The organism is Streptacidiphilus neutrinimicus, from assembly GCF_000787815.1.
In the GTDB taxonomy this organism is placed as follows: domain Bacteria; phylum Actinomycetota; class Actinomycetes; order Streptomycetales; family Streptomycetaceae; genus Streptacidiphilus; species Streptacidiphilus neutrinimicus.
Window position 1 is genome coordinate 38,060 of record NZ_BBPO01000008.1, and the last position, 22,261, is coordinate 60,320.

The 22,261-nt window shown below is 72.2% G+C and carries 22 protein-coding genes; 9 read left to right on the forward strand and 13 right to left on the reverse strand.

The genetic code is table 11. The features are described 5' to 3' along the window. Position 1 precedes the first annotated feature (1 nt). From TR48_RS07995 to TR48_RS08010, 4 genes are all read right to left on the reverse strand, one after another. A complete protein-coding gene (locus tag TR48_RS07995) occupies positions 2-514 on the reverse strand; it encodes a LeuD/DmdB family oxidoreductase small subunit (RefSeq protein WP_042365236.1) in 513 nt (170 codons plus the stop codon). Beyond that, positions 514-1,776, reverse strand: coding sequence for a 3-isopropylmalate dehydratase large subunit (locus TR48_RS08000; RefSeq protein WP_236652065.1), 1,263 nt, complete (start codon positions 1,774-1,776; stop codon positions 514-516). The genes TR48_RS07995 and TR48_RS08000 overlap by 1 nt, the downstream gene beginning before the upstream one ends. A gap of 78 nt (positions 1,777-1,854) precedes the next feature. Continuing rightward, positions 1,855-2,787: an isocitrate lyase/PEP mutase family protein gene (locus TR48_RS08005; RefSeq protein ID WP_042365238.1), complete on the reverse strand. Its 933-nt coding sequence runs from the start codon at positions 2,785-2,787 to the stop codon at positions 1,855-1,857. Positions 2,788-2,842: 55 nt separating this feature from the next. Beyond that, positions 2,843-4,288 carry an MmgE/PrpD family protein gene (locus TR48_RS08010; RefSeq protein ID WP_042365239.1) on the reverse strand — a complete coding sequence of 482 codons (1,446 nt, stop codon included), beginning with the start codon at positions 4,286-4,288 and terminating at the stop codon, positions 2,843-2,845. A 98-nt stretch (positions 4,289-4,386) separates the two neighbouring features. Between TR48_RS08010 and TR48_RS08015 the strand changes: the two genes are divergently transcribed. Both TR48_RS08015 and TR48_RS08020 read left to right on the forward strand, forming a co-directional pair. Next, positions 4,387-5,094, forward strand: a complete 708-nt coding sequence (locus TR48_RS08015) for a GntR family transcriptional regulator (protein ID WP_052442480.1) — start codon at positions 4,387-4,389, stop codon at positions 5,092-5,094. Between the two features lie 347 nt (positions 5,095-5,441). Beyond that, the gene (locus TR48_RS08020) at positions 5,442-5,738 is read left to right on the forward strand and encodes a hypothetical protein (RefSeq protein ID WP_042365240.1); all 297 of its coding nucleotides are present in this window, start codon (positions 5,442-5,444) and stop codon (positions 5,736-5,738) included. 922 nt (positions 5,739-6,660) lie between these two features. Here TR48_RS08020 and TR48_RS08025 read toward each other — a convergent pair. After that, entirely contained in the window at positions 6,661-7,227 is a 567-nt protein-coding gene (locus TR48_RS08025; RefSeq protein ID WP_042365241.1) for a YbhB/YbcL family Raf kinase inhibitor-like protein, read from the reverse strand. 68 nt (positions 7,228-7,295) lie between these two features. On the opposite strand from TR48_RS08025, the gene TR48_RS08030 reads away from it, so the two are divergent. Both TR48_RS08030 and TR48_RS08035 read left to right on the forward strand, forming a co-directional pair. Further along, the gene (locus TR48_RS08030) at positions 7,296-7,769 is read left to right on the forward strand and encodes a MarR family winged helix-turn-helix transcriptional regulator (RefSeq protein WP_052442481.1); all 474 of its coding nucleotides are present in this window, start codon (positions 7,296-7,298) and stop codon (positions 7,767-7,769) included. A 372-nt stretch (positions 7,770-8,141) separates the two neighbouring features. Further along, positions 8,142-8,717: an isochorismatase family protein gene (locus TR48_RS08035; protein ID WP_042365242.1), complete on the forward strand. Its 576-nt coding sequence runs from the start codon at positions 8,142-8,144 to the stop codon at positions 8,715-8,717. A 422-nt stretch (positions 8,718-9,139) separates the two neighbouring features. On the opposite strand, the gene TR48_RS08040 is transcribed toward TR48_RS08035, so the two are convergent. Further along, a complete protein-coding gene (locus TR48_RS08040) occupies positions 9,140-9,532 on the reverse strand; it encodes a winged helix-turn-helix transcriptional regulator (protein WP_042365243.1) in 393 nt (130 codons plus the stop codon). A gap of 82 nt (positions 9,533-9,614) precedes the next feature. Here TR48_RS08040 and TR48_RS08045 point away from each other — a divergent pair, with 82 nt between their 5' ends. The 3 genes from TR48_RS08045 to TR48_RS08055 all read left to right on the forward strand — a co-directional run bounded on the left by TR48_RS08045 (position 9,615) and on the right by TR48_RS08055 (position 11,412). After that, on the forward strand, positions 9,615-10,544 hold the full coding sequence (locus tag TR48_RS08045; protein WP_042365244.1) for an NADP-dependent oxidoreductase: 930 nt from the start codon (positions 9,615-9,617) through the stop codon (positions 10,542-10,544). Between the two features lie 160 nt (positions 10,545-10,704). Continuing rightward, positions 10,705-10,848, forward strand: a complete 144-nt coding sequence (locus TR48_RS44255; protein ID WP_170183520.1) for a hypothetical protein — start codon at positions 10,705-10,707, stop codon at positions 10,846-10,848. Positions 10,849-10,923: 75 nt separating this feature from the next. Beyond that, positions 10,924-11,412 carry a GNAT family N-acetyltransferase gene (locus tag TR48_RS08055; protein ID WP_042365246.1) on the forward strand — a complete coding sequence of 163 codons (489 nt, stop codon included), beginning with the start codon at positions 10,924-10,926 and terminating at the stop codon, positions 11,410-11,412. 91 nt (positions 11,413-11,503) lie between these two features. On the opposite strand, the gene TR48_RS38655 is transcribed toward TR48_RS08055, so the two are convergent. Further along, entirely contained in the window at positions 11,504-11,704 is a 201-nt protein-coding gene (locus tag TR48_RS38655) for an AI-2E family transporter (RefSeq protein ID WP_052442482.1), read from the reverse strand. Between the two features lie 339 nt (positions 11,705-12,043). Further along, complete coding sequence (locus TR48_RS08060; protein WP_042365247.1) at positions 12,044-12,523, reverse strand: winged helix-turn-helix transcriptional regulator; 480 nt, start codon at positions 12,521-12,523, stop codon at positions 12,044-12,046. Between the two features lie 57 nt (positions 12,524-12,580). On the opposite strand from TR48_RS08060, the gene TR48_RS08065 reads away from it, so the two are divergent. Beyond that, positions 12,581-14,035 (forward strand): MFS transporter, encoded by a 1,455-nt coding sequence (locus TR48_RS08065; RefSeq protein WP_084729004.1) that lies wholly within the window; start codon positions 12,581-12,583, stop codon positions 14,033-14,035. A gap of 434 nt (positions 14,036-14,469) precedes the next feature. Here TR48_RS08065 and TR48_RS08070 read toward each other — a convergent pair whose 3' ends face one another. Beyond that, complete coding sequence (locus tag TR48_RS08070) at positions 14,470-14,685, reverse strand: hypothetical protein (protein WP_042365248.1); 216 nt, start codon at positions 14,683-14,685, stop codon at positions 14,470-14,472. A 117-nt stretch (positions 14,686-14,802) separates the two neighbouring features. Then, a complete protein-coding gene (locus tag TR48_RS08075; protein WP_063770935.1) occupies positions 14,803-16,188 on the reverse strand; it encodes a helix-turn-helix domain-containing protein in 1,386 nt (461 codons plus the stop codon). Positions 16,189-16,433: 245 nt separating this feature from the next. On the opposite strand from TR48_RS08075, the gene TR48_RS08080 reads away from it, so the two are divergent. Further along, positions 16,434-19,544: an AfsR/SARP family transcriptional regulator gene (locus TR48_RS08080; RefSeq protein WP_236652066.1), complete on the forward strand. Its 3,111-nt coding sequence runs from the start codon at positions 16,434-16,436 to the stop codon at positions 19,542-19,544. Between the two features lie 138 nt (positions 19,545-19,682). Here TR48_RS08080 and TR48_RS08085 read toward each other — a convergent pair whose 3' ends face one another. The 3 genes from TR48_RS08085 to TR48_RS08095 all read right to left on the reverse strand — a co-directional run bounded on the left by TR48_RS08085 (position 19,683) and on the right by TR48_RS08095 (position 22,065). Further along, a complete protein-coding gene (locus TR48_RS08085; RefSeq protein ID WP_042365249.1) occupies positions 19,683-19,895 on the reverse strand; it encodes a hypothetical protein in 213 nt (70 codons plus the stop codon). Between the two features lie 89 nt (positions 19,896-19,984). Further along, the gene (locus TR48_RS08090; RefSeq protein WP_042365250.1) at positions 19,985-20,839 is read right to left on the reverse strand and encodes a hypothetical protein; all 855 of its coding nucleotides are present in this window, start codon (positions 20,837-20,839) and stop codon (positions 19,985-19,987) included. Further along, complete coding sequence (locus tag TR48_RS08095) at positions 20,836-22,065, reverse strand: M16 family metallopeptidase (RefSeq protein WP_042365251.1); 1,230 nt, start codon at positions 22,063-22,065, stop codon at positions 20,836-20,838. Before TR48_RS08095 ends, TR48_RS08090 begins: the two co-directional genes overlap by 4 nt. Positions 22,066-22,261: the final 196 nt, after the last annotated feature.

A 22,261-nucleotide genomic window follows, 5' to 3' on the forward strand; every position in this document is an offset into this window, starting at 1 on the left:
GTCACGCCTTCGTCGGCATCGGGACGTAGCCCTCGCGGGCCAGCTTGGGCAGGATGCCGCCGGCCGCCAGGATCTCCAGCACCAGCGGTGGCAGGGCGCCGCCCTCCAGCCGGGCGCCGCTGGCGGTGTTCTCGATCCAGCCCTCGGCGAAGTCCAGGCGCATGGTGTCGCCGTCCGCGAACGCCGCGGTGACGCCGGGGACGGTCAGGGCGGGCAGGCCGTGGTTGATGGCGTTGCGCAGGAACAGCGAGTTGAACTCCTCGGCGACCAGGGCGGCGACGCCCAGCTCGCGGAAGAGCGCGGCGACCGGGCGGGAGGAGCCGAGGCCGAAGTTGCGGCCCGCGACGACGATGTCGCCGGGGCGGACGTCGTCGGTCCAGCCGGGGCGCAGTTCGTAGAAGATGTGCCGGGCGGCCTGGGGGACGGGCAGTTTCATGGCGAAGGCGGGGTACATGGCGTCGGTGGTGACGCTGTCGCCGACGACCCACACGCGTTCGGTGACGATCGTGTCCATCAGTTCAGCTCCTGCTGCGGGTCGAGCGTTCGCGGGTCGGTGACGTGGCCGGTCAGGGCGGAGGCGGCGACGGTGGCGGGGGAGGCCATGTAGATCTCGGCGTCGGGGCTGCCCATGCGGCCGGTGAAGTTGCGGGTGCTGGAGGTCAGGCAGACCTCGCCGGGGCCGAGCAGGCCCATGTGGTAGCCGAAGCAGGCCCCGCAGGTCGAGTTGGTGACCACCGCGCCGGCGTCGGTGAGGTCTTGCAGGTAGCCGGCCCGCATGGCCTCGCGGTACACCGCCTGGGAGGCCGGGGTGACCAGCAGGCGCACGCCGGGGGCGACCTTGCGGCCCCGGACGATGGCGGCGGCGATCGCCAGGTCCTCCAACTGCCCGTTGGCGCACGAGCCGATGAAGCACTGGTTGACCGGCCGCTGTTCGATGGCGGTGATCGGGAAGGAGTTGCGGCTGACCGTGCCGGGGCGCGCGACGTGCGGCACCAGCGCGTCGAGGTCGACGGTCCGCACCGCGGCGTAGTGCGCGTCCGGGTCGGGGTCGGCGGCGCGGTAGCTGCCGGGGTGGGCGCCTCGGGCGGTGAGGAAGTCGCGGGCCAGGTCGTCGATGGGGAAGGTGGAGTAGTCGGCCGAGATCTCCGCGCCCTGGGTGGCGATGGTGCGCCGGTCGTTCATCGGGATCGAGGCCAGGCCCGGTCCGCCGAACTCCAGGTTGTGGTTGGTGGCATCGCCGTAGGTGCCGGCGATGTACAGGAAGATGTCCTTGCCGCTGACGCCGGCCGGCTTGGTGCCGGTGAACTCGTAGCGGATCGTCGGGGCCACCTGGAACCAGGTCTTGCCGGTGCACAGGATCGAGTAGACCTCGGCCGGGCCCAGGCCCCGCGCGGCGGTGTTGTAGGCGCCACCCGCGCAGGTGTGGGAGTCGGTGCAGGCCAGGACCTCGCCGGGGCGAGCCAGTCCGTTCTCGGCGATGACCTGGTGGCAGATGCCGTGCTGTCCGACGTCGTAGAACTTCTCGATGGCGAAGTCGCGGGCGAACGTACGGGCCCTGGTGCCGCCGGCGGCGTCGCTGACGGAAGGGGCAGGCACGGCGTGGTCCATGATCACGGCGACCTTGGCCGGGTCGTTGATCTTCAGTGGCTGGACCCAGCCGGTGGCGAACTGCAGGTCGATCATGACGGTCATGTCCACGTCGCAGACCACGGTCTGACCGACGCTCACTTCGTCCAGGCCCGCGTTGCGGGCGAGGATCTTCTCAATCATGGTCATGCCCATCAGGCATGCACCTCCGGTATCGGGGCCTGTGGTGGCTGGTGGGTGCTGACGTGGTTCGCGCTGTTCATCGCGCTACGCATCCGGCCGGTCGCGGTCGCGGTCGCGGCCGCGGTGGCGCTCGGCGATGGCGAACCACTCGCGGAGGCCGACCAGCTCGAACAGGCCCTCCGGTCCGGGCGTGAGGTCGGTGGGCAGGGTGCCGCCGAGGCGGGCCAAGGCGTCGAAGCCGGCCAGCACGGTGGGGCCGAGGAGGGCGCCGGGATGGATGGCGATGCGGTAGCCGAGCTTGGCGAGCCGGTCGGGGGCGGTGTCGGGGGTGAGCCCGCCCTGGACCATGTTGATCAGCAGCGGCACGTCGGTGACCTCGGCGGCGATGCGCTCGATCTCCTCGATGCTCTGCGGCGCCTCGACGAAGATGACGTCCGCCCCGGCGCGCGCGTAGCGGTTGGCGCGGTCGATCGCCTCGCACAGGCCGAGCGGCCCCCGGGCGTCGGTGCGGGCGATGACTACCAGGTCGGGGTCGGTGCGGGCGTCGAGCGCGGCGCCGAGCTTGGCCTCGAACTCGACCGCCGGGACCAGTTCCTTGTCGGGCAGGTGGCCGCACCTCTTGGGGAACGCCTGGTCCTCCAACAGGATGGCGGCGACCCCGGCGCGCTCGTACTCGCGCACGGTGCGCACCACGTTCGTCGGCGCGCCGTAGCCGGTGTCGGCGTCGGCGATCAGCGGGACCCCGCCGAGAGCGGTGGCGACGATCCGGGCGCGGTCGGTCATCTCGGTGGCAGTGAGCAGGCCGATGTCGGGGAGGCCGAAGCCGCCGACCGCCACGCCCGCGCCGGTCAGGTACGCGGCGCCGAAGCCGGTGCGGGCGACCAGCGCGGCGGTCAGCCCGTCGTAGACGCCGGGGGCGGTGATCAGGCCGCCGTCGGTGAGCAGCGCGCGCAGCCGTGCGCGCGGCGTGGGTGCGGTGCTGGGGGAGTCGGTGCGCTCGGGCACGCGGGGAGACATGGGCGGGATTCCTCCGGTCATCGGGCAGGGGGATCGGGAGCGGGTCCGGGCGGTGTCAGTCCAGGACGCCGAGCGCCGGGGCGGCGAGCAGGTCGACGAGTTCGGTCAGGTCCTCGGTCTCCTCCAGGCCCAGCACGATCCGCTCGATCCATGCCGCGCGGGCCGGGTCGATGACGTGGGCGGTCAAGGACCGGTACTTGGCTCGGATCTCCTCGTCGGTCAGCGGGTCGTCGGGGCCGCCGTGTGGCTGGTTCAGGGCCTGGGTGAGGACCTCGCCGGTCCGCAGGGTGACGGTGACGCGGGTGTTGTAGCCGACCTGGTCCCAGCTCGGGTCCTGCGGCTCGTTGACCTCGCGGACCTCGGTGCGGGCGATCAGCTCCCAGACGTCGTCGGCGTCGATCCGGGCGGCGGTGAACTGCTCGGGGTGGACCTGGCCGTCGAGCAGGGCCACTGCGGTGGCGTAACCGATGTTCATCTGCGCGCCGATGGTGGTCAGCGGACGTTCGGGAACCCACCAGCCGTGGTGGTAGATCGCGGTGGGCACCTCGATGCGGCTGCTCAGCACGTCGTCGGCGACGAGCTCACGGTCAGCGGCCAGCGCGATGGCGGCGTCGACGGCAGGGTGCAGGCCGCCCATCGCCGCGTGGATCTTCACGGTGATGTCCCCGGTGTTCCAGGTGGCGCCCAGACCCTTGGTGAGCTGGGAGGCGTCGGGGTGGTGGCCCTCGCCGAAGGTGGACAGGAAGCCGCCGTACTCGCGCTCGAAGACCCGCTTGATGCCGGTGTAGCCGCGCTGGGCCAGGCCGGCGGCGTAGAAGCCGTTGCGGGAGGCCAGGCCGTGGTGCATGCGCTTGGACATGGCCTCGTACTGGGCGGCCATCAGCCCGGCCGACTGCGTGCCGGCCAGGCCGAGCGCGTCCTCGAACCCGGCGGCGTCCAGTTGGCGCAGCACGCCGGCGGCGGCGGCCGCGGCGTGGGTGCCGAATACCGATCCCGAGTGCCAGCCGCGCGAGAGCATCTCCGGGCCGTGCAGGGCCAGGCCCACCCGGGTGCCGGTCTCGAAGCCGAGGACGGTGGCGCGCAGGAAGTCCGCGCCGCTGACTGTGTCGAGCTGGGAGAGCGTGGACAGCAGCGCGGGCAGCACCAGGGAGGTGCTGTGCAGCGGCGCGGGCGGGTAGTAGTCGTCGAGCTCGAAGCCCTGGATGAAGGTGCCGTTCAGGACGGCGGCGGCCGGTGCGCTGGTGGTGCGGCCCCAGCCGATCACGGGGGTGTCCCCGGCCCCCTCCAGGGCCAGCACGGCGTCCACCGCGGTCCGTGACCAGGGCAGCTGTGCGCCGATCAGTGCGCACCCCAGCCCGTCCAGCACCAGGTGGGCGGCACGCTCGCGGACGGCGGGCGGGATCTCCTCCAGCGTGGTGGTGGCCAGCCAGGTGGCCAGCTGCCCGGTGGGACCGGTCGGGTCCGTCGGCTGTCCTGTGGTCGCGTTAGTCGGCTTGGGCACCGAGCTCACTTCCTCACGTTCGGGAGGGCTCGACTCCGAGCCATGACGTTACAATTTATAACATCTAGTTTTGCGGGGCGGGAAGATAGGGTGGCCGCGTGGCGCTGAAGCGAACCTCCCTACCCCGTACGGCAGAAGCCGTTGCCCTGGCCGAACTGCGCGACGCGATCGTGCGTGGCGACCTGCCCCCTGGCACGGCGATCCGGCAGAGCGCAGCCGCCGAACAGCTGGGCCTGAGCGTCATCCCGGTCCGCGAGGCACTGAAGACCCTCGCCAGCGAAGGCTTGGTCAGCTACCAGGCCCAGCGGGGCTACACCGTTGCCGAGCTGCGCCCCGAGAGCGTGGACGGGATCTTCCGGCTGCGCGAACTGCTGGAAGCGGAGGCCGAGGCGATCGCCGCCGCCCGCCTGCGCCCGCAGGACATCGCCGCCATGCGTGCCGCTCTCGATGCCCAACGTGCCGCCACCGAGAGCGGCGACGCGCACGCGGCCATCACTGCGAACAGGGACTTCCACTTCGCGCTGCTGGAGCGCTGCGACAACGAGTGGCTGCTGCGCTTCGTCCGCCAGCTCTGGGACGCGCTGGAACCGCACCGCGCCCTGGCCTACCGCCGCACTGCCGCCCAAGGGGACCGAGCCCGCGCCCAGGAGATCCTGGAGGAGCACCGAGAGATTCTCGTGGCCCTTCAACAAGAGGATCCAACGGCAGTACTGCCGATCCTGTCCGCTCACCGCACCAGCGGTCTGGCGGATTTCCACCGACTGCTCGGCCTGGACAACAAGGACCAGAAGCCCGGCGGCTCATGATCCTCGAGCTCGGCCACGAGACAGGCTGCGGACCGCTGCGGCCACAGCGGCAGAAGTGCCGCAGGACCGCCCCGCTCTTCAACGTCCCCCGGGCTGAACTCCTCGCCGACGGCGCCGACGGATGCCTTGCTCGCAGGCCCGTCCCGTGGCGGCCTGCGACACGACTGCGGGCGGCGCCCCGTCTGCCGGGCCGGAGCGGTCCTGCGACGAGCCCCCTACGGCCCGCCACGACCGAGACCTGGGTACCCCACCCAGACCCGGACGGCCGCGCTCCACGGGCCGGCGGACGGCTGTGCTGGCCAAGCTGGAACTGACCAGTGGTTGTCGAAGCGAAAGCGAGGCCCAGCATGGCCGTCATCATCGTGTTCGAGATCCCGGGCGGCACCCAGGCCCAGTACGAGGAGGTCACCGACAAGATGACCGGGGGACGCGGAGGCGTGAAGGCGCGCTCGGACTGGCCGGTCCCCGGTCTGATCTCCCACTGCGCGGGACCCACCCCGGACGGCTGGCATGTCACGGACGTCTGGGAGTCCACCGAAGCGTTCCAGCGGTTCGCCGAGAAGCTCGGGCCGCTGATGCAGGCAGCCGGGATGCCCCAGGCGGAGCCCAGGATCTACGAGGCATTCAACGTGGTGACCTCCTAGCCCAGGCGCCCGCAGTGCCCCGGGCGCACCCGCTGCGCCCCGTTCAGCACGGCGAGCCGACGAAGGTCGCGCCACACGTCACCGCCGAGTGACCTCCGGCGCGCAGTCGGGCGGGGACCGGCACTGGCAGCGCCACCATAGGCCCTACGCCCCCCACCGGCCGGGAACAACCCGGCAGCGCCAAGTCGACCCCAACCGCAGGTACTCGACCTGGCACGCCAGACGCAGCACCCGCAGCCGCCGTCGTGCTGCCCGGTGGAACGCAAGCGGGAACAGGTCGGACAGGCCAACCCGGACCAACGATCCAGGTCCGCCAGCGAGCCAGGCCTACCACTGGGGCTACGGAGGGGCTCAGGGGCCAGACAGGGCGAAGCTCCTGAACATCAAGACGCCTCTCACCGACCCGGGCACAGCGGCGAGCGACTGTGATCGTTTCCTCTGGGAGTACGCGAACGACAACCCCGTGATGATCACGGACATCCAGCCCTGGCATGACGCCGTGAATGTGGGACACCCGCAAGATTCTGGCCCGTCGCGGCCGACGGGGGACCGGCAGGGCCATCGGCGGTGATCTTGGCGGAGCGGGCGGTTCCGGTCAATCCTTAGGCGCGGCCGGGGGATCCACGGTGCAGATGGCCGTCAGCGCCTTGCGGGCCTCCGCGATCCACCCCAAGGAGCTGCGAGCAATGCTCAGATCCTGTGGGATCGCTTGGGAGGGCGTACCTTTCCGCCGCCCAGCAGCGATGGCGAGCCGTGAACGCGCCCCATCGCGCCGCCCTCGTCCGCGCCGGAGCCCGCTTCGAACACGGACACCTCGCCGAACGCCCCGAAACAGCACGCAGCGAAACAGCACGCAGCCTGAACTCCCTTATGAGGCAATGGATTTGACTATTCTTCGGTACCCGTGCCTGGGCCGTGTTGCTCAGGAGATCTCGTAGGTACCGTCAAGCCGCGCTCGTCCGACGACGTGGCCCGCGAGGGCGGTGAGCATCCGGTCGAGGGAGAAGCCGTCCGGCAGTTCCGTGGCCCGGGACAGGGCGAAGAGCTGGAAGACGTAGGCGTGGGGGCCGTGCGACCGGATGGGCATGGGTCCGGCGTAGCCGCGGCGCCCGAGCGGGCCCTTGCCGAGCCGGAGGCCGGGCACGGGGCTGGGGGTTGCGAGGGCGTTCTCCGCGATGCCGGTCAGGGCGGGGTCGATGCCGAGCGCGAGCCCGTGTGTTGCCGGCTTGCCGAAGGGGACGTCGGGGTCCTGCACGATGAGCGCGAGTTCGACGGTGCCCGCCGGGGGCGGGGTCCAGGCGAGGGCCGGCGAGATGTTCGCCCCGAACACGCGGCCGCGGTGTCGGGCCGGGATGGGGGCGCCGTGGGCGAAGGCGGGGCTGGCGAGCGTGAGGTTGCCCGGGGCCTGGAGGTCGGGGTGGGCCCAGGCGAGGGTGTGGTGACCGGCGCGCCGGTTGCGCAGCGCGACACCGAGGGGGTTTGCCGGCATGGCTGGGGCAATTCCTTACGGTCATTGATTAGGCATACGAAACAATCCTTTAGGTATACTAAGCAGCTATGGAGACGCATGCAACCGGCGACGACCCCACGGCCGGGCAGTCCGCCGCCGGGGCCCAGGAGACCGACCTCGGCTGGCAGGTGCGCGTCGCCGTCTGGCGTCTGTTCCGCCGCTTCCGCAGCGAGCGCCCCGACGGGGAGCTGGGCGACGTCGCCCTGGACGTACTCGTCCATCTGCACAAGCGCGGGCCGCAGACACTGACCGCCCTGAGCGAGCGCGGCGGGGTCTCGCCCGCCTCGATGAGTCAGACGGTGAACCGCCTCACCTCGGCCGGTTACGCCGTCCGCTCCCGCGCCCCAGACGATCGCCGAAAGGTGCTCTTCAGCGCCACCGAGGAGGGCGACCGGCTCGGCTGCACCACGCAGGCGCAGCGCAACGCCTGGCTCGACGCGCAACTGGACGCCCTCGACGCCGAAGACCGCGCAGTGATCGCCCGGGCCGCAGCGCTGTTCGCTGCCATCGCCGACTCCTAGGGAGCGGAGCGTATCGAGTTGTGATCATCCTGTGAGTTTCGCTCTCGGTCGCGCCGGATCCGATGGATCGCGTGGTGTGACACAAGTGCGACTAGATGCGGGCACCCATCGAGCACTGCGCGTGGATGGAATGCGCGAGGCCATCGAGGGCGCGCTGATCGCCGAGGAGCAGGCGCAGTTGACGGCTGTGATTCCGCTGCTCGGGCGCGTCTGCGCCGCACTTCCGCGCGATGAGCGTCCCCGAGACGACCACTCGCCGCCTATCGGCGGATCACCCACCCGACGCGCCGCCCGCACGCCCGCCCGCACGACCGCCCCCGCGCGTCGCGGAGACGGCGAAGCCGCCGTCGTCGACCCCATGAGGAGAACACCATGCCATTGAGCGCACTCGACCCCGTTCCGGCACTGATACTCGTTGATCTACAGAAGGGCGTTCTGCGTTCCGAACGACCCGAGATGCTCGCGGTCATCCGCAACGCGGCCGCGCTCGCAGCGGCATTCCGCACGAGGGGCCTGCCCGTCGTCCTGGTCAACGTCGCCGGCGGCGCCCCCGGACGCACCGATGCCCGCGCCACACGCCCACACACACGGCGGCTCAGGCCCGAGAACTGGACCGAGATCGTCCCCGAACTGGGCACCGACCCTGAGGACATCCTCATCACCAAACGCCGTTGGGGAGCCTTCCACGACACCGCGCTCGACGGCGCGCTCCGCTCGCGCGGCGTCACACAGGTCCTGATCGGTGGCGTCGCAACCAGCATCGGCGTCGAATCGACCGCTCGCAGCGCCCACGAACACGGCTACCACGTGGTTCTCCCCATCGACGTCATGTTCGACGGCAATCCCGACAGCCACACGCACAGCATCACCCACATCTTCCCCAGACTCGGCGAGACCACCACCGCCGACCACGCCCTACGAGAACTCAGCCGACGAGATGCCGCATGAGCGCGATGAGCATGGCGGCGGACGCCGTGGCTCTCGGATCGCGGGCAGGGACACTGCGGCGCCAAAGGCCGCCAGCGCGCAGGCGCCGAAGATCCTGCACCTGACTGAGTGGTGTGCATGGTGGAGTCGCAGGTCACGGGTCTGGTGTGAATGGCGAGTTGGGTACTCGTGCCGGTCGGGAGCCGATGACCAGAGCGTAGATCATCTGGCAGATCCCTTCCGGCGGGATGCCGGGTTCGGCTGCGCCCACGACCGGCCGCCGCCCACGATCCGTCAGCAGGTCGGCACGCCATGAGAGCGCGGGAGGGCGCGCCGGGACCTCCACTCCTTTGTGTTGTCGGATGGTCCCACGCATCGAGAGCCTGCAGACCGAGCGCGGCCCGTTGCGATACCGAGGAGCGGCTGAGTGGATGCTCAGTGCCCTAGCGGGGGCCTGAGTCGCTATGGGCGACCGGCTCGGGGTCGGCGTCGAGCGCGTCGAGCACTGCGTCGCTGTTCGCCCTCGCCCACTCGGTCAGCATGTGGATCGGATCGATCAGCGTCGCCCCGAGCGGGGTGAGCTCGTACTCGACGCGGGGCGGCACCTCGGCGTAGGCGTGACGGCGGACGAGTCCGTGTGCCTCGAGCCGTCGGAGTGTCTGGGTGAGCACCTTGCGCGAAATGCCGCCGATCAGCTCGACCAGCTCGCCATGGCGCACCGGGCCCTTGCTGAGGCCGTAGAGCACGACCACCGTCCACTTGTCGGCGATGAGTTCGACCGTCAGACGCCCCGGACAGTCGGCGAGGAAGGGGGCACCGGGGCCGAAAGCGCTCATGGCGCCAAAGGTACCTGCTGGTTCCTGTCGAGTTCATAGCCTGGGTTCTCCGCTCCCCTCCCTACAAAGCAAACGGAGAGTCATGCGAGTCATCACCCAGGAGACGCTCGGCGGTCCCGAGGTGCTCACCATCGTGGACGCGCCCGAGCCCCAGCCCCTCCCGACCGAGGTTCTCGTCCGCGTCAAGGCGATCGGGCTGAATCCGCTGGAGGCACGCCTACGCGCCGGCGAGTTCCCGCTGATTGGCCGACCGCCGTTCGTCCTCGGCTGGGACATCAGCGGCGTGGTCGAGGAGGGGTCGCAGACGTGGCGGTTCCGGCCCGGCGATGAGGTGTTCGGGATGCCGATGTTCCCGCGGGCGGCGAGCGCGTACGCCGAGTTCGTGTCGGTGCCGGCCGTGCACCTGGTACGCAAGCCGGGGTCGCTCTCGCACGTCGAGGCGTCGGCGTTGCCGGTCGTCGGGCTGACGGCGTGGCAGGGCCTCGTCGACATCGCCGGCGTGGGGGAGGGCGACCGCGTCCTGGTCCACGGCGGTGGCGGCGGGGTAGGCCACGTCGCGATCCAGATCGCAAAAGCGCTCGGCGCGCACGTGATCACGACCGCTGGCGGGAGCAAGCGGGAGTTCGTCGAGGGGCTCGGCGCCGACGAGGTGATCGACTACACGACGGTCGACTTCACCAAGGCGGTCCGCGATGTCGACGTCGTGCTCGACACGATCGGCGGCGACACCGTCGAGCGGTCGCTCGAAGTGCTCCGCCCGGGCGGTCACCTGGTCACGGCGGTCGCCGAGGAGGACAAGGAGCTCATAGCCAGGTACGAGGCGGCCGGCATGCGCTTCAGCGGCATCGCGGTCGACCCCGATCCGGTCGGCCTGCGAGGCCTCGTCGAACTCGTCGAACAGGGCAGGCTCCGGGTCCACGTGCAGGAGACGTTCCCGTTCGAGCGCGTCGCCGACGCGCACCGGCGGCTCGATGGCGGTCACCTCCAGGGCAAGCTCGTCCTCACCGTCTGATCTCGTCGTGGAGCCTCGCGTGAGCGAGGGCCCAATGAGTGGTGTGCATCGTGAAGTAGCAGGTCGCGGGCCTGGTGTGCGTCTACTTCGGGGTGCTCATGCTGGTGGCGGGCGGGTGGCTTGGGTGAAGATCGTCGGTCAGCGGGCGACTTCCCGGTTCGTGAGCACGAGCCGAGCCCGCACCAGCGCGGTCGCCCACTTCGGGTCGGAAGGACTGGGTGCCGGCCACGATCCGCTGGATGGCGTCGAACTAGGCGTCCTGGCCGGGGTCTTCGCCGTCCACCTGGTCGAGTACGAGATCTGAAACCCCTTGGACGGCTGCCGGCCCGGCTTGGTGAAATGGCAGGCGGCTGTTGTCGGAGTTGAAGGGGAGGCGGCGATGACCGAGATCACGCTACATCTGTCGGTGCGTGGCCTCACGGAGGCGGACCTGCCGTCCTGCGGCTGGGCGGGCTCCCCCAAGCACGTCCGCGAGCTTGTGCACCAGATCCGCCGCGCTGAGGCGGGCGAGGTCGACTACCTGGCCGTGTGCACCCCGGTGGGGCTCCCCGTCGCTGTCGGCGGCATCGATTACACGGTCAGGCCGGGCGCTGGAACGCTCTGGCAACTGGGCGTCCACCCGGCTCTGCAGTCCTGCGGGATCGGCACGCTGCTGATCCGCTCCGCCGAGCGGAGGATCGTCGGCAAGGGCCTGAGCCGTGCCGAACTGGGCGTCGAGGAGAGCAACCCGCGTGCCCGCGCGCTCTACGAACGCCTGGGTTACCGGGCCTTCGGCCGCGAGCTCGACTCCTGGGACGTGGAGACGGCGGACGGCACGCTCCAGCGCTACGAGACGATGTGCACGCTGATGCGCAGAGACTTGGTGTGACGCTGGTTTCGCGGCGGATCGCCGGTCTCCGTCGCCGGCGCTGTTCGGGGAGGCCGGTGCGAGCCGACATCCGCCTGCGACCCCCGTCGGTTCAGCGAGCCTGGATCCGTGGGGACACGACCTCCTCCAGGACCCCGACGGCGATGGCGACCGGCAGGGCGAGCACCGCGCCGGTGGGGCCGAGCAGCGCCCCGCCTGCCGGCACCGCCAGGATCGTCACCAGCGGGTGCACACGGACGGCCAGGGCCATGGCCTTCGGGGTGATCAGGTAGTCCTCGGCCAGGCGGAACACGATGGAGCCGTGTCGCGGCGCAACAGGACGCCCGGCGCGGACAGCAACGCCCGGGTGATCCGGCACACCGTCGAGATGATCACCCGCGCAGCATCCCAGCCGCTGGCGAACGACTCTCACGCGGGCCCCACCTGCAGCGAAGATTTTACGAGCCCCACAGCTTGTGGCCCCACGGTGCTGGGACGCGTCGTCGCCGTCCTGCGCGGGCTGTAGTCGCTCGCCAACGGATCCGGCAAGGCGGTTGACACGAGGGCCGCCCGTCATTCCCGGAAGTCGGCCGACGTAGGTCGGCGCCTGCCACAGCAGGACCCGCGGGGTGTGATCTGCGTCGGACCGGTTCTATGCATCGACCGAGGTCCCGAGCACGAGGTCCTCCTCGGTCACCACGTGGCCGGCCTCGCACTGGAGCACCGCATGGACCGGTTCCCCGCAGTGGGCGTGTGACTGGCGGGTCGGGTTGTATCCGGAGGGCGCGTAGCGCTCGCCCCACCCCAGTAGCCCGATCACGACGGGCAGCAGCGCGTGGCCGGCTTCAGTGAGCAGGTATTCGTGGCGGGTGCGCTGGCCCGGCTCGCGGTACGGCACCTTGGTGAGGACTCCGGCGGCGACAAGCTCTTTCAGACGCTGCGCCGCCACCGCCTCGCTGACCCCCACTCGCTGGTGCAGTGAGTCGAATCGGGTGGCGCCGTGGAACGCCTCCCTCAGCAGCAGCATCGCCGTCCGGTTGCCGATGAGCTGCATAGTGCGGTCGATGCCGCATCGATCACCGAGGGGGGTGTCCCCGCGGCTCGCGAGCTTGCCTTGGAGCTGAACCGTCATGGATTCATCGTACGACCTGGCTTGCTAATCCCATAGCCAGCCGCCTAGCCTCTGACTATGGCAACCAATAGTCAGCACCGGGGGCCCAGGCTCGCGGTCGCGATCTTGACCGGTTCGGCGTTCCTGGCCAGCCTTGACCTGTTCATCGTCAACGTCGCCTTCGATGAGATCGGACGCGACTTCGGCACCTCCTCGCTCGGCTCGTTGAGCTGGATCCTCAACGCCTACGCGGTCGTCTACGCCGCGCTGCTGGTGCCCATGGGGCGGCTCACTGACCGCTACGGTCGCAAGGCCGGCTTCGTGGCCGGCATGCTCGTCTTCACTCTGGCCAGCCTCGCCTGCGGATTCGCGCCCGGCGTCTGGTGGCTGGTCGGCTTCCGCATCGTCCAGGCGGCAGGGGCCGCCCTCATGACCCCGGCCTCCCTCGGTCTTCTCCTGGCCGCACTCCCAGCGCAACGACGCGCCGCCGGAGCGCGCCTGTGGGCGATGACCGGCGCGGTCGCGGCCGCCTTCGGCCCGGCGGTGGGTGGCGGACTGGTCCAGATCTCCTGGCAGACCGCCTTCTGGATCAACGTGCCGATCGGACTGGCACTGACCTACGCCGCAGTCAAGGCCGTGCCCGACGTACGCCACAACGCCAACGCCTCGCGCCCCGACCTGCTCGGCGGCGCCGTGATCGCCGTGGCCACGGGCGCGCTCGTGCTCGGCCTCGTCCAGGGCAACGACTGGGGCTGGACATCCGGTCGCGTGCTCGCCGCCTGGGGGGTGGCAGCCGCAGGCGCGGCCCTCTTCGTCTGGCTGATCACCCACCACGACGCACCCGTGATCGACCCCGCGCTGCTGCGCATCCCGTCCTTCGCCTGGGCGAACATCGCCCAACTGCTGTTCAACGTCGCCTTCGGCATCGGCCTGCTCTCGCGCATCCTGTGGCTGCAGGAGCACTGGGGCTACTCCGCGGTGCGCACCGGGTTGGCCGTCGCGGTCGGTCCCGCACTGGTGCCGATCACCTCACTGCTGGTCACCCGGCTCGCGCCGCGCGCCGCGCCGGGGCGCCTGATCGCGCTGGGCAGCGTGCTCTTCGCCGCCGGCGGGCTCTGGCAGGCCACAGCGACCGGAGAGCAACCGGCCTACGCCACCCAGATGTTGGGCCCATGGATCGTCTCCGGCATCGCAGTCGGCCTCGCCCTCCCGCAGCTCACCGCCGCCGCGACGGCAGCCTTGCCGCCCCACCAGGCCTCCACCGGCTCCGGGGTCATCAACATGGCGCGCCAACTCGGCATCGTGATCGGCACCTCGATCATGGTCGGCCTGCTCGGCACCGGCGTGGCCTCACTCACGCGCTTCCAGCACGTCTGGCTCTTCATGGCGGCCTCCTCGGTGGCAGCCGCGATCGCGGCCCTCGTCATGGACGCCGTACGTGGTCCGGCGGCCCATTCGCCCCTCGGCTCGGAAGCCGTCCCTCCGGAGTCAAGCCCTGTGGCAGCACAGCCCACCGGCCGCCCCGCCGCATGAGCATGCACGCCTCGCAGACCTGCTGAACCGCGGTCAAAGGTCATCCAGACCAGGCACGTCCCGTAGTTGCGTGCGGCTGGCAATGCCGAGCTTTGGCCTTGAACACACAGTGGAGTACCGCAATGCCCATGATCGACGTCTACGCGACGCGCGGCACCTTCAGCAACCCCCGACAGCTCGCCCAGGACCTGGCCGCCGCCGTCATGGCCGTCTAGCAGGTACCCGACATCCCCTGGACGGATGACATTCTCGGCAGGCGCAGCGTGGCCGGTTCGGCCCTCCCGCCGTCCATTCGCTCTCCGGGTTCCCCCGTCGTGGCCGAAGCCTCCGCCACGACGAGAACCCTACAAGGTGCCGCTGCCGTGAAAGCGGCTACGCGGCTGGGCGGTTGGCGTCCGCGCTATCGGCGGAGGAGTCGCGTCTCCCTGGCCGTGTCAGCAGCACAGCGGAATGTCGTCCGTCGTGGCGGCTCCGGGGACGGACGTCGCCGGTGCTGCCTTGGGGGCTGTGTGGGCGGTGGGCAGGGCTGCCAGGAGAAGGGCGGCGGTGAGCATCAGTCCAGCGGCCGCTGCGGCGGCCGGGCGGTGTCTGGTGGTGTCCGGCTGCAGGCGCTGCGCGTGGGAGGCGGTGGCGCGGGGCACGATGTGCATGTGGAGCTCCTGGGTTCCTGATGGTACGGCCGGGCCGCCCGGCGTTGCCGCGGCGACCCACTGCCTGGGTTTTCAGGAGGTTAGGAGGAGCTCATCTATCCGGACTCTCCACCGGATCTACGCGGTCCCCTCAGCCGATGCCGTGGCCTCGGCCGGGCGGGGCCGCCGGGCGGTGCGTCGGGCGAGGGAGGCGAGGTCACTGCGTTGGCCAAGGCATCGCAGGCTCTGCTGGTAGGCATGGGCGGCGCGCTCGGCGTGGCCGGCCACCTGCATGATCTCGGCGAGGTCGTTCCAGGCTGAGGCGGCCTGCCGTCCGGCGTCGGATGCTTCGAGCAGCAGTGCGGCCCGCTCGGCGTCGGCCTCGGCCGCGTCGTCGCGGCCCAGATGGAACCGGGCGGCAGCCATGACCAGCAGGGCCCGTGCCGTCTGGAGCCGGTGGCCGTCGCCGAGGAGTTCCAGTGCTTGGCGGGCGTGCTCCAAGGCGGCCTCACCCTCCCCGTCGAGGAGCTCGGCCCGCGCCAGCGCCGTGTGGCAGTACGCCTGGTCGACGGTGCTGCCGTGGTCGGCCAGCAGTTCCGCGCTGCGGTTGAGCTGGTCCCTGGCGGCGCCGACGTCAGGGGTGTCGCTCTGCAGCAGGACGACCGCGTAGGCGTTGCGCAGTCGGGCAAGGGCGCGGGCGTCGTCCCCTTCGGCGTAGATGGCGAGGGCCCGTTCGATCAGGGTGAGTGCGTCGCCGGTGTCGCCGCACCGGTGGGCCACGACGCTGGCGTTCCAGTAGGCGGCGCCCAGCGCCTTGCGGTCGCTGACGGCTTCGGCCTGCCCGATGGCGTTCCCGGCCAGGTATCCGGCGCGGTGCAGGTCGCCTCGCTCGCAGTGCAGTCCCACGAGCGTGGAGACGAGTTCGACGCCGAGGACCGTCGGGGCGAGCTGGAGGGCCTCCAGTTCGGCCAGGGCGGCAGTGCCCACGTCGATGGCGTGGGCGAGGTTGCCCAGCTCGCGGTAGCAGCGGCAGAGCGCGACGGTGATCTTCAGTCGGGGCACCAGCGTGGCACCGCGGCCGGCCCGGGCGAGCAGGGCCTCGTAGTGTCCGATGGCCTCCTCCAGGCGCCCGTCGTGCTCCAGGGCCTCGGCGACGCCGAGGTCCGCCGCCAGCCTGGTCGGGTCCTGGCTGTTCTCGGGGGCCCGGTCACGGACGGCGGTGTAGGCCTCCAGTGCGGCCTTGGGGTCGCCGTTGCGCAGGCTGATCTCCGCGTAGCGCAGGTCGATCTGGAGTCGCTCGGGATCGGGCTGGTCGGCCCGGAGGTGGCGTAGCAGCGCCTCGGGCTCGCAGCCGAGGCGTTCGGCGAGCTGGTGCAGGACCTCGTCCGAGGGGGTGCGCTTGCCGGCTTCCAGCAACGAGATGTAGCTGGGGGAAAGGTTGCCCCCGGCGAGGTCGATCTGGGACAGCCCGGCGGCGCGGCGCAGTTGGCGGATATGCGAGCCAAGGTGCTGGGGATCTGCCACGGCGCCTGCCCTTCTGTGACCGGTCGGGGGTCACAGTATGTCAGAGCGTCTGTCAAGGGCCGTCCGGGTCCGGCGGAGGTGTGCGCGGCGGACCGCCCGTCGGGGACAGGCTGTGCGGGACAGCCGCTCGGGGGGCAGTTCCCGCCGACCGGCTGGTGCCGCGACGGCGGCTTAGGAAGATCGACGCACGTCCGCCTAGGATGCGCGAATCGAGCAGGGGTACTGGTCTGGACAGTGGGGGATCCATGGATCCGGCGGAGGACGGGGCCGAAGTCTGCTTCCGGGTCCTCGGGCAGATGCACGGCACGCGGGACGGGGCCGCGATCGCGACCGGGTCGCCCCAGCAGCAGGCCATGCTCGCTGTGCTGTTGCTGCGCGCCGGGCACGACGTGCCCGTGCAGGACCTGATCACCGCGGTCTGGGGGGAGGCGCCCCCGGACACGGCGCTGGCCACCATCCGCACCTACGCCTGGCGTTGGCGGCGGGCGTTGGGCGAGAGCCGAGAGCAGCCTCACACGCTGTTGTCGGCCGGGGACGGGTACCGGCTGGTCCTGGAGCCCTGGCAGGTGGACGCCCTGCGGGCGGAGCGGCTGGCGACGCAGGCCTTCCAGGCACGCGAGGCGGGTCGGCACGACCGAGCCGACGCGCTGGTGTGGCAGGCGCTGGAGCTGTGGAGGGGCGACCCGCTGACGGGGGTGCCGGGCCCGTTCGCCGAACAGCAGCGGCGCAGGCTGGGCGAGTTGCGGCTGTCCCTGCTGGAGGAGCACTTCGAGCTGCAAACCGTGTTGGGGCGTCACCTGCTGACGATTCCGGGGCTGAGTGCGTTCATCGACGAGAACCCGCTGCGGGAGCGGGCCTACGGCCTGTTGATGCGCGCCCTGTACGCGGGGGGTCGGCAGGTGGAGGCACTCGCCGTCTACGCGCGACTGCGGCGGCATCTCAACGAGGAGCTGGGCGTCGACCCGGGCCCGGCCGTCCGCCTCCTGCAGCGTCAGATCCTGGCCAACGACCCCGGACTGCTGGCTGCGGACCGCCCCGGCCCGGCCGACGGAAGCTCCCCCGAGGCCGGTGCCGCGGCCCGACGGGCGGGAGCGGCCGGGGCGGACGCCGGTCCGGGGCCCGGTACGGCGTCGGGCCGGATAGTCGTCCCGGCCCAGCTGCCGCCGGCGGCCGCCGACTTCACCGGCCGCGAGGACGTGCTGACACGGCTGTGCGCGGTCCTCGGCGGTGGGCGCCGCGAGGTGCTGCCGGTCGTCTCGGTCACCGGGATGGGCGGGGTCGGCAAGACGACCCTGGCCCTGCGTGCGGCGCACCGGGCCAAGGACCGCTTCCCCGACGGCCAGCTCTACACCGACCTGCGCGGCAGCGACCGAGACCCGCTGGACCCCGCCGCGGTACTGGCGGCTTTCCTGACCGCGCTGGGCACGGAGGAGCGCCGGGTGCCCGCCGGCGTCGAGGAGCGCTCACGGCTGTTCCGCACCATGGTGGACGGCCGCCGGGTGCTGGTGGTCCTGGACAACGCACGCGACCTGGCGCAGATCGAGCCGCTGTTGCCGGGTGCGGCGAGCTGCGCGGTACTGGTGACGGGCCGGGCGAGGCTGGTCGGCCTGCCGGTGGACGAGCAGGTCGACCTGGCGGGCTTCCGGCCGGACGAGGCGCTGGAGCTGCTGGCAAGGATCGCGGGGCGGCCGCGCGTCGAGGAGGACCTGGCAGGTGCCCGCGAGGTGCTCCGGCTCTGCGGTCACCTGCCGCTGGCGGTGCGGATCGCGGCGGCGCGGCTGGCTGCGCGGCCGGGATGGTCGGTGGCCGAGCTGGCGCGTCGCCTCGCCGACGAGCGGCGGCGGATCGGCGAGCTGCGGGCCGGGGAGCTGGCCGTCGAGGCCGCCTTCGAGGTGGGCCACGAGCAGCTGACCGCGGCGCAGGCGCGGGCCTTTCGGCTCACCGCGGCGGTCGCCGACCCGGACATCGGTACCCCGGCGGCCGCGGCGGTGCTCGCCCTGGATCCGCACCGCGCGGAGGACCTGCTGGAGTCCTTGGTCGACGCCGCCATGCTGGAGAGCCCCGCCGGGGGACGCTACCGGTTCCACAGCCTGATGCGGGCGTTCGCACTCCACCGGCCCGTGCCGCCGGGCGCGCCGGGCGCCGAGGGCGACCGGGAGACGGACGGCCCGGGGACGCGGCAGGGAGCAGAGGGTCCTGAGGGGGCGTTGGGCAGGCTGGTGGACTTCCTGCTGGCGACCGCCGCGGCGGCCTTCGCGGCGGTGGTGCCCGGGGATGCCGCGCGTGACACCTTCGCGTCGACCAGGGCCCGGGTCGAGCACTTCACCGACGCGGGCGCGGCCCGGGCATGGGCGGCCCAGGAGTTCCCCGGCGCGTGCTCGGCGGTGCTGGCCGCCGCCACGCGGACGGTGGCGCACCAGGCGTCCGGCGCGGGTGGCGGGGGCTCCCCGCCGGGGCCCGACGCGACGGTGCTGGGCCCGGCGGTCGACCTGCTGATCGCCTTCAGCGCGTTCGGCGCGGAGGTGCAACGCGAGCGGTTGGCGGCGGTGGCACTGGCGGCGGCGCGGTCGGCGGAGGCGGTCGGTGACCATCGGTCGGTCGGACGGGCACGGTTCCTGTGCGGGAACCTTGCGGTGCAGGGTGTTCGGCTGCAGGAGGCCTCCGCGCACCTGGACGCCGCCGCCGTCGCCTGCCGCCGGGCGGGCGATGTGGTGATCCTGCGGCAGACCCTGAACGACCTGGGCCTGGTGGAGCAGTTCCAGCACCGGCACGAGGAGGCGATCCGCCACTTCGACGAGGCGATCACGCTGGCCCGGGAGCTCGGGCAGCGGTCGGGCGAGTGGGTGACGCGGGTCAACGCCGCCCTGGCCCGGCTGTCCGCAGGGCAGGCCGGGCAGGCGGTGCGCGCCTGCGAGGAGGCGCTGCCGGTGTTTCGGGGGCTGTCCGACACTACGGGTACCGCCTATGCCCTCTACGTGCTGGGCTTGGGCCTGCATCGCCTGGGCCGTGACGGGGAGGCGGAGGCTCGTCTGCGCGAGTGCCTCGGGGTCTGCCAGGCGGCAGGGCTGGACGGCCGCCAGGCGCAGGCCCGCTACCGGCTGGCGGACGTGCTGCGCGCGCTGGGGCGGTTGGACGACGCCGTGGCCGAGGCGGAGCGGTCTTTGGAGCTGTGTGTGGAGCTGCGGGCGGAGCGCGACCAGGGACTCGCGCTGACCGTGCTCGGCCGGGCCTTGGCCGAGCACGGCCGGATCGAGGCGGCTCGCACGCACCTGTGGCAGGCCCGGAGCGTCTTCGAGCGCCTGGGCCTGCCGGAAGCGGCCTGGGTCGGACAGGAGTTGGCCCGCCTGGCCGGTTGACGCCCGGTCGGCCCGCCATGCGTGCCGCCGTTGCGGGGCAGGTCACCGGGCGGGCGCGGCCGGGTGGGACTCGGCGGCAGCGGTGTGTGTCTCGGGGCGTCCGTCGAGCCCGCCCCCCGCCGTGCCCGCCCGGGCCGGCTACAGGCGGTCCATCACCGGCGGCGGCACGCAGGCCCCGGTGTTGTTCCAGTCGTCGGTGGCCGACCCCGCCTGCGCCGTTGCCGCAGCGGCGCAGGCGGCGCGGTGGGCGGTGGCGGCGGTGGCGTCCGCGTGTCCGATGCCGACGAAAACCGACAGAGCGGCGGTGAGGACGGCGAGGCGCAGGAGCGACGACTTCACGACGCGGGGCATGGCAGTGGTTCCTTCGTTCGGGAGCGGCAGTGCCCGGCCAGTGTGGCGCAGGGCGATCTACGTCCGATATATGGCTGCTTGGGCCCGTCTCAGGGCCGTTCGGCGTACCGGTAGAGATGGGTCGGCCGCCAGCCGCCGGCCTGGAGGGCGGCGACGACGCGCGCGGCCGGGTCGGGACCGCCGGGGTGGTCGGGTCGGGGGTGGGAGACGTTGCCGAGCAGGGGCAGGCCGAGCTCCGCGGCCAGCCCGGCGCAGGCATGGACCAGGGTGCCGGTGGCCGCCCTGGTCCTGCCGGGGCCGTCGAGCAGGATGTCCACGAGTTCGACGAACGCCGTGCCGGAGACGTCGTCGTATGCGTCCGTCAGCACCGTCGCGTGACCGAGCGGGACGCCGGTGTGCGGGTGTCGGACGATGCAGCTGCGACGGGAGGGGTCCGCCATCAGTCGGGCTGCCGCGTCGCGGGCCGCTGCGGGACCGGCGTCCTGGCCGCGGTCGCGGGCGGCGGTGGTCAGGGCCCGGGCGAGCCAGTCGGCGACCGACGCGTCATGGAGGCGCCCGTCGTCCCATCCGACGGGCGGCGCGTCGGCGGCCGGGGGCAGCTCGGCCGCGGGCGCGTAGCGAAGATAGGTCGTCAGCGGGCCGAGGGCGGGGTGCGATGGCGTGTCGGGCATGGTGCGCACGACAGCGGAGGTGCAGGCGGGCCGGAGGGAGAAGACCGCCGCGAGCAGGCGCGGCGGGTCGGCCAGCAGGGCGGGGTGGGCGTACTCCACCAGGCACTGCTGCTCTCCGGTGACCGGCTCGAGGTAGGCGTCGGCGACGTAGGTGCGGCCGTCGAGGGTGTGGGCCAGTCCGGCCTCGCGGGCGGCGTGGAGGTAGGCGGGGTCGACGTCGAACCCGGACTCGGGGGCGGAGGCGGGCGCGCCGGTGCCCGGTGCGGCGTTCACGCGGCCTGCGGCCGGACGACGCAGACGAGCCCGTCGGCCAGTTCGGCGGCGGCGGTGGTCACCTGCTGCGCGGTCACCTCGCACAGGGCCTCGATGTCCTGGTCCGGGTCCCAGGGGTGTTCCACGAGGACCCGCTGCGAGGCCAGGGACATGGCCAGGTCCAGCGGGGCCTCGGCCTCCAGCACGGTGTCCACGACGGCCTGGTGCACGGCGGCGGCGAGGGCCTCGTCGCTTGGCCCCTCGGCGGCGACCGTGTGCAGGATCTCCTGGAACGCGTCGAGCAGGCGCGGGGCGTTGCCGGGCTCGGTGCCCGCCAGCATCCGCCAGGCGCCGGCGTCGCTGTAGTTGCGGGCCCAGGAGCGGAAGTCGTAGGCCAGCGCCTCCTTGTTGCGCAGCCGGGCGTAGAGGAGGGAGGCGGGGCTGGCGCCGAGGAGATGGGCGAGGACGTTGTAGGCGTGGCGGCGGGGGTCGCCCGCGCTGGGGGCGCGGCCGCCGGCCATCAGCCAGGTGAAGTCGTCGGGCCAGGCGGTGACGGTGGTCGGGTGCACGGGGCCGGGGGCGGCAGCCCCGGTGCCGGCGCCGCCGCCGAGCACGGTGGGTGCGGGCAGGGTGTCCAGGCCGGTGCGGGTCAGCGCGCGCTGCAGCGCGTCGGGGTCGGTGCCCCCGACGGCGGCGACGGCGACGGGGCTGGCGGCCATGGCGTCGGCGTGGGCGCGGTGGAGCCGGTCCAGGGTGATCGTGCCGACGCTGACCGGGTCGCCCGCGACCGGGGATCCGAGCGGGTGTCCGGCGAACAGGGCGGCCAGGAAGGCGTCCTGGACGGTGTCTGCGGGGTCGGCGACGGCCGCGGCGATCTCCTGGAGCACCACCTGACGTTCGCTGTCCAGGCAGTCCTGGGTCAGCTGGAAGTCGAGCAGGGCGCGGGACATCCACTCCAGGGTCTGCGGTGCGTCCTCGGCGAGCACCTGGGCGTGGATGAGCAGTGTCTCGGGGCCGGTGCGGGCGTTGACCGACCCACCGGCGCGCTCGACGCGCTCGCACAGCGGCGCTCCGCCGTCCAGCGGCCGGGACATGACCAGATGCTCGAACAGGTGGGCGGTACCTTCGGCGCCTGGGGGGTCGTGGCGGCCGCCGAAGCCGAGCGCGAGGCAGAGGCTGGTGGTGCGGAGCCTGGGTTCGTGGCTGAGCAGGACCGGCACGTTTCCGGCGCGCAGTTGTTGGGTCACGGGAGGCCTCCTGGTGTCGGGACCGGCGGTGGCGGGGACGGGGGCGGGACATGCGGATGGGGTGCCGCCAGGCCACGGCCTGGCGGCACCCCATCGCTTGCTCATCGGCTCACTTGCCGGAGCGGACCTTGATCTTGTCCAGGCGCGGGCGCATGGCGGTGGCGTGGTTGCGGGTCATGGTGGGTTCCTCCTCTCG

Coding starts and splice junctions, on each gene's coding strand:
- TR48_RS07995 (WP_042365236.1), bottom strand. CDS start 514: ATGGACACGATCGTCACCGAACGCGTGTGGGTCGTCGGCGACAGCGTC.
- TR48_RS08000 (WP_236652065.1), bottom strand. CDS start 1,776: ATGACCATGATTGAGAAGATCCTCGCCCGCAACGCGGGCCTGGACGAA.
- TR48_RS08005 (WP_042365238.1), bottom strand. CDS start 2,787: ATGTCTCCCCGCGTGCCCGAGCGCACCGACTCCCCCAGCACCGCACCC.
- TR48_RS08020 (WP_042365240.1), top strand. CDS start 5,442: ATGGCCGTCATCATCGTGTTCGAGATCCCGGGCGGCACCCAGGCCCAG.
- TR48_RS08025 (WP_042365241.1), bottom strand. CDS start 7,227: ATGCCGGCAAACCCCCTCGGTGTCGCGCTGCGCAACCGGCGCGCCGGT.
- TR48_RS08030 (WP_052442481.1), top strand. CDS start 7,296: ATGGAGACGCATGCAACCGGCGACGACCCCACGGCCGGGCAGTCCGCC.
- TR48_RS08035 (WP_042365242.1), top strand. CDS start 8,142: ATGCCATTGAGCGCACTCGACCCCGTTCCGGCACTGATACTCGTTGAT.
- TR48_RS08040 (WP_042365243.1), bottom strand. CDS start 9,532: ATGAGCGCTTTCGGCCCCGGTGCCCCCTTCCTCGCCGACTGTCCGGGG.
- TR48_RS08045 (WP_042365244.1), top strand. CDS start 9,615: ATGCGAGTCATCACCCAGGAGACGCTCGGCGGTCCCGAGGTGCTCACC.
- TR48_RS08055 (WP_042365246.1), top strand. CDS start 10,924: ATGACCGAGATCACGCTACATCTGTCGGTGCGTGGCCTCACGGAGGCG.
- TR48_RS08060 (WP_042365247.1), bottom strand. CDS start 12,523: ATGACGGTTCAGCTCCAAGGCAAGCTCGCGAGCCGCGGGGACACCCCC.
- TR48_RS08065 (WP_084729004.1), top strand. CDS start 12,581: ATGGCAACCAATAGTCAGCACCGGGGGCCCAGGCTCGCGGTCGCGATC.
- TR48_RS08070 (WP_042365248.1), bottom strand. CDS start 14,685: ATGCACATCGTGCCCCGCGCCACCGCCTCCCACGCGCAGCGCCTGCAG.
- TR48_RS08080 (WP_236652066.1), top strand. CDS start 16,434: ATGGATCCGGCGGAGGACGGGGCCGAAGTCTGCTTCCGGGTCCTCGGG.
- TR48_RS08085 (WP_042365249.1), bottom strand. CDS start 19,895: ATGCCCCGCGTCGTGAAGTCGTCGCTCCTGCGCCTCGCCGTCCTCACC.